Origin of the sequence: Candidatus Jettenia sp. AMX1, assembly GCF_030263775.1 — a bacterium.
GTDB lineage: Bacteria > Planctomycetota > Brocadiia > Brocadiales > Brocadiaceae > Jettenia > Jettenia caeni.
Genome location: NZ_SZPP01000005.1, coordinates 20713 through 32192 on the forward strand (window position 1 = coordinate 20713; position 11480 = coordinate 32192).

The window sequence follows — 11480 nt, forward strand, 5'->3', positions numbered from 1 at the left end:
AATTTAGATGGCTAATATACAACTCGGGTGTGTATATATTCAGCATTATCTATAACAGAGAGTTAACAATACCTTACGTAATCTTTCTATACATTAAATCGAAAATGCATAATATCCCCATCTTTCACAATATAATCCTTTCCCTCAAGTCTTAAAAGGCCTTTTTCTTTCACCTTTTGCTCTGAACCCAAAGCAACAAGATCATTATAATTGTACGTCTCTGCACAGATAAACCCACGTTCAAAATCAGAATGTATTACTCCAGCAGCCTGTGGCGCTTTAATACCTTGTTTAATTGTCCAAGCCTTTACTTCTTTTGGGCCAGCCGTAAAGTAGGTAATCAGACCTAACAGACTATAAGTTTCTCGAATCAATTTTTCCAATCCTGACTCTCCTATTCCCATCTCCTCATAATAGGTCTTTCTTTCAGAAGGTTCCATCTGGGCAATCTCTGATTCAATATCCCCTGAAATGACAACGCACTTAGAATTCTCTTGTCTTGCAAAATCAGTAACTCTATCGATATACTGTTTATCCTTTTCAAGATCAAAGATATTAATGACATATAACACCGGTTTTGCTGTCATTAAATGCAAATCTTCAATATGCTTTTTTTCCTCATCTGTTAAAACTAACAATCTGACAAGTTTGTTATTATTTAAACCTTCTCTGACCTTTTTTAGTATGTCAAGAGAAGCAATAATGTTTTTATCCCCTGTTTTCACTAGCTTTTCATTTTTAACCAATCGCTTTTCCACTGTCTCCATATCGGCCAGAATCAGTTCCGTGTTGATAATTTCAATATCCCTGATCGGATGAACCCCTCCTTCAATATGAATAATGTCACTTTTGTCAAAACAACGTACCACATGGAGAATGGCATTAACACTTTTAATATGGCCCAAAAATTGATTTCCCAATCCCTCTCCCTGGCTTGCCCCCTTTACCAAACCAGCTATATCCACAAATTCAACAGTCGTAGGAACAATTTTTTCCGTAGGAATTATTTTAGCTATGTTCTCCAGACGTTGATCCGGCACGGCAACTATACCCACGTTGGGATCAATGGTACAAAAGGGATAATTTGCCGAGGTGGCTTTGGCTGATGTTAGCGCATTAAAAATCGTAGATTTCCCAACATTTGGCAATCCAACGATACCGCAGTTTAAACCCATATTGCAGATATTCTCCTGTTTTTTAGTAAAATACTATAAAATTTATTATTCAACTCGCTACAGAAAAGGAAGTACTATGAGAAGAATTACTTTATTAGATTTGGTAGCGGTGGAGGGAATCGAACCCCCGACTCGCGGCTTATGAGTCCGCTGCTCTACCATCTGAGCTACACCGCCACTAGCCCTACTTGCCTCAGAAATGATGATTTTCGGAAGATATTTACAATAACTCTAACTTTGTAGCCTTAGTTAACGAATAAAGAATAACACCTCTGGCAAAAATTTTCAAGAAATATTCCTGTATTTCTCATAAACAAACATTTTCGTAATTTACCCAATCTAAGCTCGAAATTTAAAAGGATGCTTTTTAAGATAATTTCATCAATTTTGGCTTGACAATAATTTCATAAGATGGTACCATTCTGATGTAACGTTTCTTTAATGTGGTTGACGATGAATGTCCAGCCTAAAGTTAGTATAAGTTAAAGCTAACCTTTCCTTTGCATATGTTTATTCTGGTATTTCTCAAGATCGTGAATTAACAGTTCAAAATCTCAATTGTACTTAGTTTTCCACATTTTAAAGAAATAAATTATAAATAAATTTTTTAAGGTGCATCACCTCTATTAGTCTTGCCAGCAATTGCATGTCTTATTCGGAATGATTCCTGAACAAATTACTTGATTTATTGTACAACATGCATGAAAGGCTTTACATAAAGCCGTTATCTTAATCCAGATGCCAGAGCGATTCTTTATCATAGATGGACATTCACATTGCTATCAAGCTTATTATGCTATTACGGCAAAGCTTACAACTCCTGATAGAAAACCAGTAAATGCAGTATATGGATTCACCAGGATACTACAAAAGTTACTCAGGGAGCATCGCCCTGAATATATAGTTGCGGTCTTTGATACAAAGTGGATTACTCACAGGCACATGAGTTATCGTGAGTATAAAGCAAACCGTAAACCGACACCCGATGAATTACAGATACAAATTCCTTTAATTTATCAGATAATCAGAGCATATCATATACCTATTTATGCTGCTAAAGGATATGAGGCGGATGATATAATCAGCTCTCTTGTGCAAAAGCTGTCCGATAAACCTGTCGAAATTGTTATAGTAACTTCAGATAAAGACATGGAACAATTATTAAGCCCACAGGTAAGAATATTTAATATAAAGAAAAACATAATGATTGACCAGGAGGTTCTTCTTAAAGAAAAGGGTATACGTCCAGATCAGGTAGTGGATGTTCTGGCTCTTTCAGGAGATGCAGTAGATAATGTGCCTGGAGTGCCCGGTATTGGCAACAAAACAGCATTAGAGCTTATCCAAAAATGGGGATCCTTAGAATCTATCCTTGCCAATGTCGACCATATATCCGGAAAGAAGAGGCAAGAGAATTTAAGATTATTTACAGACCAAGCCAGGCTTTCTCAAAATCTTCTCAGACTTCATAGTAATATCCCTCTTCAAATCGATATGGATACTTGCAAGTTTCATAACATCGAAAACACAAAACTAAAAAAATTGTTTAGGAAGTTTGGGTTTAATTCACTTCTGACGGACATGGTTGCAACGGCAAAAACCGAGGAAACACACTACAAACTCATAAATACCCCTGAAAGGTTTGATGAATTTTTTGATCAATTGACAAAACAAAGGATATTTGCTGTTGATTTGGAAACAACCAATATCAATCCTCTTAAAGCGCACATAGTAGGTATTTCATTCTCCTGGCAGCCCAAAGAGGCATATTATATACCTTTCATGGGGCCAGAAGGAACTGAATGTTTGAATCCTGGTACTGTACTTCCCAAAATCCGAACTATTTTAGAAGATGAAAACATTAAGAAAGCTGGACAAAATATTAAATATGATCTCCTGGTACTCAAAAATAATACTATTCTATTACGGGGGATAGTATTCGACTCCATGATTGCCTCATACCTTCTTAATCCTATTAAAAGAAATCACAATCTGGATGATATCGCATTGGAATATTTATCTTATAAGACAATAAGTATCTCAGAATTAATTGGTCTTGGGAAAGAACAAATTACTATGGACCAGGTAGATATTAATAAGGTCTGCCAATATGCCTGTCAGGATGCTGATATTACATTCCGGCTGGCTAACCTCATGGAACCTCTTCTCAAAAAGCAAGGGTTATGGCATTTATTCCAAATGGTAGAAATTCCTTTAATTTACGCTTTAGCCAAGATGGAATGGAACGGAATATGTGTAGATGCTACTATCTTACAAAAGATGTCTGGCAGTTTAACTACAAGGTTACAGCAATTCGAAAAAGAAATTTATACTTCTGCCAATCATGAATTCAATATTGGCTCTCCCAAACAATTGAGTGAAGTTCTCTTTGAGAAGCTTGAATTACCACAATTAAGGCGTACAAAGACTGGTTTATCAACTGACGCAAATGTACTTACCACGCTTGCCTGGCATCATCCACTACCTAAATTAGTGCTGGAATACAGGCAACTTATAAAGTTAAAGAATACCTATGTTGACGCCTTGCCAAATATGATAAATGAAAATACCGGTCGGGTACATACAACATTTAATCAAACGGTAACAGCTACCGGACGACTGAGTAGTAGTGAGCCGAATCTTCAAAATATTCCAATTCGGACAGATATTGGAAGGCAGATTCGAAGTGCTTTTATCCCTTGCGAAAAGGACAGTGTATTTTTATCCGCTGATTATTCACAAATTGAATTACGTATACTCGCACACTTTTCTGATGATACAGCATTGGTGACAGCATTCCAGCAGGATAAGGATATCCATGTATCTGTTGCATCAACCATTTATGGTATCCCGATAGAACAGGTAACATCAGAAATGAGAAGAAATGCAAAGGCAATTAATTTTGGAATTATTTATGGACTCAATGAGTATGGGCTTTCCAGAGATACAGGGTTATCCTTAAAAGATGCCCATAATTTTATTAACGCCTATTTTAATTTGTATCACGGTGTCAAGCGGTTTAAAGATACGGTCTTAGAAAAAGCAAGGAGTTGTGGATACGTAAAAACACTCTTTAACAGAAAACGATCTATACCCGACCTCAATTCTGAAAATAAAAAACGAAGGAACCTTGCAGAGCGCATTGCTGTTAATACGATCATCCAGGGTTCTGCAGCCGATCTCATAAAAGTTGCTATGAATAAAATTCACGCCAAATTAATAAGCGGTGGATATGAAGCGAAGATGCTACTTCAAATACATGATGAACTACTCTTCGAGGTAAAAGAGAATGCCTTAACATTAACACGTTCCATGATCCAAGAGGAAATGAGTAATGCAGTTACGCTGAACGTTCCGATTAAGGTAAACATAAAAACCGGAAAGAACTGGATGGAAGCAGAATGAACCTTAAGCCTAAGATTATTGGCATAACCGGTGGTATATCAAGTGGAAAAAGCACAATAGGCCGTATGCTTGCCTCATTAGGAGCTGAATACATAGACGCTGATGAGATATGCCACAGACTAATCCTTCTCAAAGAATTCAAAAATAAGATTACAGAAAGATTTGGGAATAGCATTCAGGATACCTACGGGAAGATTGATCGCTCACGCCTTGCAGAAGTGGTATTTCAAGATAAGGCATGCTTAGATGATCTCTGCGGCATCTTACATCCGGCTGTTATTGATCAGATAAAATTGAGAATTGATGAAATAGAAAAGCGGGGAAGGCGAAAGGCTATCATAATCGATGCGGCATTATTAGAAGAATCGGATCTTTCCCTGATATGTGATTTCGTTATCTTTATAAATACTGGCAAAAACCATAGATTGGAACGAAGTCAAGCCAGCCGACGTTGGCCTCGGGGAGAGTTAGAAAAAAGGGAACGCTTTCAAATGGATTTGGAGGATAAGAAAAAAAAGGCAGATTACATCATTGATAATAATTCAACCATTGATAACACTTTTAGGCAAGTAAAAGAATTTTGGCAACGTTATATAGAAGAAATTTAATTTAAAAGTTAAGGAGGGAAAGTTATATGGCAGTAGCAAACGGTAAAAAAGAATCTGTCATTGTAGATCAAGAAACAAATGAAAAATATGAAGAAATTAAACGTGGTGAAATGCATATTACAGAATTACAAAAGATGACTATTAAGGAATTACAAGAAACAGCAAAAAAAGAGGGTATTAAAGAATATACAGGGATGAAGAAACAAGACCTGATCTTTAAGATTCTCAAAGAAAGGGTCAATCAGAATGGACTCATGTATGGTGAAGGTGTTGTGGAGGTGCTTCCGGAAGGATTCGGATTTTTGAGATCGCCTGATTATAATTATCTGCCCTGCCCGGATGATATCTATATCTCCCCATCGCAGATCCGCAGATTTGGTATACGAACAGGCGCTATAGTATCTGGCCAGATCAGGCCCCCAAAGGACACAGAACGGTATTTTGCCCTACTTCGGGTAGAAGCCATCAATTTTGAAAACCCGGAGATTATGGGAGAAAAGATTATTTTTGACGATCTGACTCCTTTACACCCAACAGAAAGACTTTTTCTTGAAAAAGAGTCTTCAGAGCTTGAAACAAGGATTATGGACCTGGTTACCCCTATTGGAAAAGGACAAAGAGGTCTCATTGTTGCGCCACCTCGCACCGGTAAAACAGTATTGTTACAGAAAATTGCCAATAGTATTAGGAAGAACCATCCAGAGGTTTATTTAATTATTCTTTTAATTGATGAAAGACCAGAAGAAGTAACAGATATGGATCGGTCTGTTGATGCAGAAGTTATTGGTTCTACCTTTGATGAACCTGCAAGCCGACATATCCAGGTAGCTGAAATGGTAATTGAAAAGGCAAAACGAATGGTGGAATATGGCAAAGATGTTGTCGTTTTACTCGATTCCATTACTCGTCTGGCAAGGGCATACAACACTGAGGTTCCCCATAGTGGAAAAATTCTTTCTGGTGGTGTGGATGCCAGTGCACTCCAAAAGCCTAAGAGGTTTTTTGGTGCGGCAAGAAACATTGAAGAAGGCGGCAGTCTCACCATCGTTGCAACAGCATTGGTCGATACAGGAAGCAGAATGGATGAGGTTATCTTTGAGGAGTTTAAAGGTACAGGCAACATGGAACTGCATTTGGACAGGAAGTTAGCCGATCGCAGATTATTCCCGGCTATTGATATAACACGGTCCGGAACCCGAAAAGAAGAATTGGTTGTAAATACCGAAGAGCTAAAACGCATGTGGGTACTCCGAAAAGTATTGAATGAGATGAATCCTATAGAAGCAATGGAACTACTCAAGAATAGATTGGCAAAGACAAAGACCAACGCTGAATTTCTGATAACCATGAATATTACATAATTATCTCTGTACTATTCCATTCATATTTCTGATTGTATGCAGGATTATGTTATGATCATGTTAATGGTGGAACAAGTTAAGTAGTTCTTTTGTAGTTACGATATCAGATCAGGTATCACCTTGTACTACTCCAAAGGTATAGAGAACTTACATAGAAACATACCTGATCATTGTTCTCTTGTTCTGTAGTTACATGAACTATACATGGGGCTACCTTTGGCAGGAAAGACGTAAAATCTTACGGTCTCTCCTCATGGAAAAACAGAGTCGATGTAGGGAGAGGCTTTAGCCTTGCCAGGCAACCCTAAAGAGTTGTCCTACGGAACAGAATTGAAATTCCTCAACAGTAAACTTAGGATATACTATAATTCTCATAAAGCTATCTATAATAGAACCAAGATCACGGAAGACAGTTAATACTTAACTGCTAAAGTAAATGGTTACGGATCGTAATGATATTTCTCACTACCACCTATCATTCTCAAATAAGGTGATGGCACCTTATTTTGAGCACATATTTGTAAGAGAGATATAAAAACCCAAGCTGTTTCTTCGGAAGTGTGCTAAAAGCTGTTGGAGGAATTTTTTATTTCTTATTCGATTTTCATACATCAAACTAGAATATCTCAGATATTTTACTAGGTCGACCGATATAGTATCCTTGGGCGTAATTAACACCAAATTCTCGCAATATCTGCATCGTATTCCTACAATCTACACCCTCGGCTACAGTCTGTATTCCCAGCCCACACGCTACCTCTACCATTGCTTTAACCAGGTGTTGGCTCGCTGAATTGTATGGTAAGTCAAAGATAAAACTACTATCAATTTTCAAATAGTCGATAGGAAAATGTTTGAGGTGACTGAATGAAGAAAATCCTGTACCAAAATCATCAAGGGCAAATCGGCAACCTATGGCTTTCAGTGATTTAATAAAATACTGTGCCTTTACCATATTTTCAATAATAGCAGTTTCTGTAATTTCAAACACAAGGCATCTTGGATTAATATTTGTTTTCGCTAGTTCCTGCTTGATCAGGAACACTAATTCTGAATCACTAAATGACTTGCTGGAGAGATTGAAATTAATAAGTAACCCTCTCTTAGCAAATTGATATTCTGTAATGAGATGGATGCCGTTGCGTATTACCCATCGGTCAATTTCACGGATTAGACCAAAGCGCTCTGCAATAGTAAGAAAATTAATAGGAGTAACAAGTTCTCCTTTTTCATCCACCATACGAAGCAATGCCTCATAACCACTGATCATGCTATGCCTTACACTCAGTATGGGCTGTAGATGTAATACAAATTGATTATTCTTTATGGCATCCCGAATACGTCTTTCCCAAATGAGGCGCGTCTCGAATTGTATTTTATGTGCAGGCGAAAAAATACAAGCACGGTTACGTCCTTCCTCCTTTGCACTGTACATAGCTAAATCAGCATAGGTAAGTAATGTTTCCACTTCATTCCCATGTTCAGGAAACAGAACGATACCAATGCTAACAGAAATACCAAGGGGTTGTATCTCATTTATAAGAATATTGTCTCTCATCAATCCCATAATCTTTCTTGAGACTGACCTTGCTTTACCTTCATCTGCATACGGTATGATAATAGCGAACTCATCACCGCCCAGCCTGGCAAGTATATCGGTCTCACGCATCTGTTCTCTCAGTAAATTGGCAAACTTTATCAGCAATTCATCCCCTACTTGATGGCCGAAGGTATCATTGATGTGCTTGAAGTTATCCAGGTCGAGAAAGAACAATGCCCCATTAGTACCGTACCTCTGGGCATGTGCAACCCAACGCTCTAATTCCTTATGGAAGCGGCGACGATTAAATAAATTGGTAAGTGGGTCTTTATCAGCGAGATACATAAGGTGTGTCTCACAATGTTTGCGTTCTGTAATTTCTTCCATAATTACAAGAAAATTGATAATATCCTTTTCAGAATTCCTGATAGGTGAAATGCATACATCTGTCCAATAAGAGTCACCATCCTTTTTCATGTTGTGAAATTCCCCCTGCCATACACAACCAGAAGTCACCGTATCCCATAAACATTTGTATTCTTCGTGTGTTATCCCACCTGATTTTAAGATACAGAGTTTTGACCGACGATTTCTTCAGATGTATAGCCTGTTATTTGGGTGAATTTTGGATTAATATATTCGATCGTACCTCTTGTATCAGTGATTGCAATCGAATTTGGACTTAGTTCTACGACTTGAGATAACTTGCAAAGTTGTTCTTCTGCACGCTTTATCCTGGTAATATCCTCAATAGTTAGCAAAACCATTTCCACTTGTTTATCCTTTTTGTAAATTTTGCAAGCATTGAACAACATCATTTTATATCCAATATTTGGGAAATTATGCTCTATCGTGAAGTCTCGAAACTGCATATTCTTAAGGAGTAGTTCTTCAAGCAGCATCCGCAAACGCGGTATATTCCACTGGCCATTTCCAAGCTCATATATATGCTTGTTCTCGGTTTCCTCTTTTGTGGTATTGAACATCCGGTGGAAAGATTGATTTGCCATCGTCACTTGCAGTTTTCCATCAAGGATTATAAAGGGTCCCCGTACCATCTCCACTATAGCATATACATAATTATCGGTATCTTTGGGATAATCTATGGTATGTTTTGTATCAAGTTTCATGTAATTCGTAGAAAAATACGTCTCCTTATCATCGCTCTCTCTGTAAATATTCAGAAAGGCCTGAAAACAGCTATGAATAAATTCAATAGAACTATGGTATGCAATAGCTTACACATCAAGGTACTATTTAGCCGGGGTGGCACTGACAAACTTTGTTTGTCAGTGTATGATATTCCCTCTCTACTCTGATATTGAAACAAGCACGGACAAACAGAGTTTGTCCGTGCCACCCTGAACCCGCTTACATAAAGTAAAAATTCTTGTACATCAAGTTGATATTAAGTAACAAAAGAATAATTACTGGAGTATTTCTCGCTAAGTTATCTATATATGGCTAAAATAATGCTATTTTCTCTGATAAATGGAAAGCATAATAACACCCTCATTTATCTATGTCAATTAATATCTCTATACAGAGATACCATAAGAACCTTACAGAATTATTTTTTTATTTTTCCTGTAAGATAAATCATGAGAATGGAAATATCAGCGGGGGAGACACCCGAAATACGAAAGGCTTGCCCTAGAGAAATAGGTCTAATTTGGGATAGTTTTTGACGTGCTTCTTTTCTTAGTTCAGAAATGTTATGATAATCAAGACAAGAGGGAATCTTATAGTCTTCCATTCTCTTAAACTTTTCTATTTGGATTTGCTGACGTTCTATATACCCTTTGTACTTTACCTCAATTTCTATTTGTTCTTTTACTTCCTTTGAAATTTGTGTTTCATTCAGCGATGTATCTAGTATAAGTATATCCTCAAGAAACTGGCCTGGACGACTCAATATCTTTGCTAAAGTATCCGGTCCTACCATTTTTTTATCCATATATGTTACCATCTCTGTAATGGCTCGTTCTTTTTCCTGTAATGCATGCCACTGTTTCTCAGAAATAAGCCCGTATTGATGCCCGTATTTCATTAGCCTTCTATCGGCATTGTCCTGTCGCAGAAGAAGCCGATATTCAGCACGAGAGGTAAACATTCGATAAGGTTCCTGGGTGCCTTTTGTAACCAGATCATCGATCAGCACACCAATATATGCTTCAGAACGGCTCAAGATAAAAGGCTCCTTCCCTTGTATCTTGAGTACGGCATTGATACCTGCCATAATTCCCTGGGCAGCAGCTTCCTCATAACCAGAAGTTCCATTAATCTGACCGGCATGGAAAAGGTTTTCTATAAGCTTGGTCTCCAAAGATGGCCGGAGTTGAACAGGCGGCACAAAATCATATTCAATGGCATAGCCATACCGTACGATCTCAGCAGATTCCAAACCAGCGATAGAATGAACGATTGCTTCTTGAACATCATGAGGCATGCTGGTAGATATCCCATTACAATAAATCTCAAATGTATTCAGTCCTTCTGGCTCCAGAAATACCTGATGCTGCTCTTTTCCTGAGAAACGAACGACTTTATCTTCTAAGGACGGACAGTATCTCGGCCCCATAGATTGAATCTGCCCTGTATAGAGTGGCGCACGATTCAGATTCGACAGAACAATCTCATGTGTGTGAGAATTTGTATAGGTAAGATAACAAGGGACTTGAGGACGAACAAGCTTTTCCGTTGAGAATGAAAAAGGCTGAGGATTTTCATCTCCATCCTGTGGTGCGAGTATCTTATAATCAATAGTACGACCATTGAGACGCGGAGAGGTGCCCGTCTTGAGGCGCCCGACTTCAAAGCCTATCTTCCGTAGGGAATCCGATAATTTTTCAGACGATAATTCTCCATTCCTTCCACCAGAGGTAGAAAATCCGCCGATATGGATAAGACCTTTTAAAAACGTACCGGTGGTAAGGATAACTGCTTTTGCGCTATACTTTATGCCGCTTTGACCGATAAGTCCTTTTACTTTTTTATTATCAACAATAAGATCATCAACAATCTCTTGTCTCAAAAAAAGATTGTTTTGGTTCTCCAATCTTTTTTTCATTAATACTTGGTAGTCTCTCTTATCGGCTTGGGCGCGTGGAGAATGGACGGCAGGACCTTTCTTCGTATTGAGCATACGAAATTGGATACCTGTCTCATCAATAATCTTAGCCATCTCTCCGCCAAGAGCATCGATCTCCCGGACCAACTGGCCTTTTGCAAGTCCACCGATAGCAGGGTTACACGACATTTGTGCAATCGTATCGAGATTTATCGTAAACAATGCGGTACTCATACCCATGCGCGCAGATGCGAGGGCCGCTTCACAACCTGCATGTCCTGCACCAACAACAATTACATCAAAATCTGTATGCATAGAGTA

7 protein-coding genes and 1 tRNA gene are annotated in these 11480 nt (G+C 38.2%); 3 read left to right on the forward strand and 5 right to left on the reverse strand.

The annotated features are described in order from the left end of the window. Positions 1-86: 86 nt before the first annotated feature. Together ychF and FBQ94_RS01835 are read right to left on the reverse strand one after the other, a co-directional pair. Complete coding sequence (ychF, locus tag FBQ94_RS01830; RefSeq protein ID WP_007221128.1) at positions 87-1175, reverse strand: redox-regulated ATPase YchF; 1089 nt, start codon at positions 1173-1175, stop codon at positions 87-89. A gap of 101 nt (positions 1176-1276) precedes the next feature. After that, positions 1277-1352, reverse strand: a tRNA-Met gene (locus FBQ94_RS01835). 561 nt (positions 1353-1913) lie between these two features. Here FBQ94_RS01835 and polA point away from each other — a divergent pair. From polA to rho, 3 genes are read left to right on the forward strand one after another with little or no spacing between them, the layout of a single operon-like run. Continuing rightward, positions 1914-4580, forward strand: coding sequence for a DNA polymerase I (gene polA / locus FBQ94_RS01840; protein WP_007221127.1), 2667 nt, complete (start codon positions 1914-1916; stop codon positions 4578-4580). Beyond that, a complete protein-coding gene (gene coaE, locus FBQ94_RS01845; protein ID WP_007221126.1) occupies positions 4577-5188 on the forward strand; it encodes a dephospho-CoA kinase in 612 nt (203 codons plus the stop codon). The genes polA and coaE overlap by 4 nt, the downstream gene beginning before the upstream one ends. 26 nt (positions 5189-5214) lie before the next feature. Beyond that, a complete protein-coding gene (gene rho / locus FBQ94_RS01850) occupies positions 5215-6549 on the forward strand; it encodes a transcription termination factor Rho (RefSeq protein ID WP_007221125.1) in 1335 nt (444 codons plus the stop codon). A 616-nt stretch (positions 6550-7165) separates the two neighbouring features. Here rho and FBQ94_RS01855 read toward each other — a convergent pair. The 3 genes from FBQ94_RS01855 to mnmG all read right to left on the reverse strand — a co-directional run bounded on the left by FBQ94_RS01855 (position 7166) and on the right by mnmG (position 11474). After that, on the reverse strand, positions 7166-8659 hold the full coding sequence (locus FBQ94_RS01855; RefSeq protein ID WP_352246145.1) for an EAL domain-containing protein: 1494 nt from the start codon (positions 8657-8659) through the stop codon (positions 7166-7168). Then, a complete protein-coding gene (locus FBQ94_RS01860) occupies positions 8653-9219 on the reverse strand; it encodes a PAS domain-containing protein (protein WP_285441953.1) in 567 nt (188 codons plus the stop codon). Before FBQ94_RS01860 ends, FBQ94_RS01855 begins: the two co-directional genes overlap by 7 nt. Positions 9220-9659: 440 nt before the next feature. After that, the gene (gene mnmG / locus FBQ94_RS01865) at positions 9660-11474 is read right to left on the reverse strand and encodes a tRNA uridine-5-carboxymethylaminomethyl(34) synthesis enzyme MnmG (protein ID WP_007221123.1); all 1815 of its coding nucleotides are present in this window, start codon (positions 11472-11474) and stop codon (positions 9660-9662) included. Positions 11475-11480: the final 6 nt, after the last annotated feature.

Bases quoted from the DNA above. Each gene is read 5' to 3' on its own strand.
- ychF (WP_007221128.1), bottom strand. From the start codon at position 1,175: ATGGGTTTAAACTGCGGTATCGTTGGATTGCCAAATGTTGGGAAATCT.
- polA (WP_007221127.1), top strand. From the start codon at position 1,914: ATGCCAGAGCGATTCTTTATCATAGATGGACATTCACATTGCTATCAA.
- coaE (WP_007221126.1), top strand. From the start codon at position 4,577: ATGAACCTTAAGCCTAAGATTATTGGCATAACCGGTGGTATATCAAGT.
- rho (WP_007221125.1), top strand. From the start codon at position 5,215: ATGGCAGTAGCAAACGGTAAAAAAGAATCTGTCATTGTAGATCAAGAA.
- FBQ94_RS01860 (WP_285441953.1), bottom strand. From the start codon at position 9,219: ATGAAACTTGATACAAAACATACCATAGATTATCCCAAAGATACCGAT.
- mnmG (WP_007221123.1), bottom strand. From the start codon at position 11,474: ATGCATACAGATTTTGATGTAATTGTTGTTGGTGCAGGACATGCAGGT.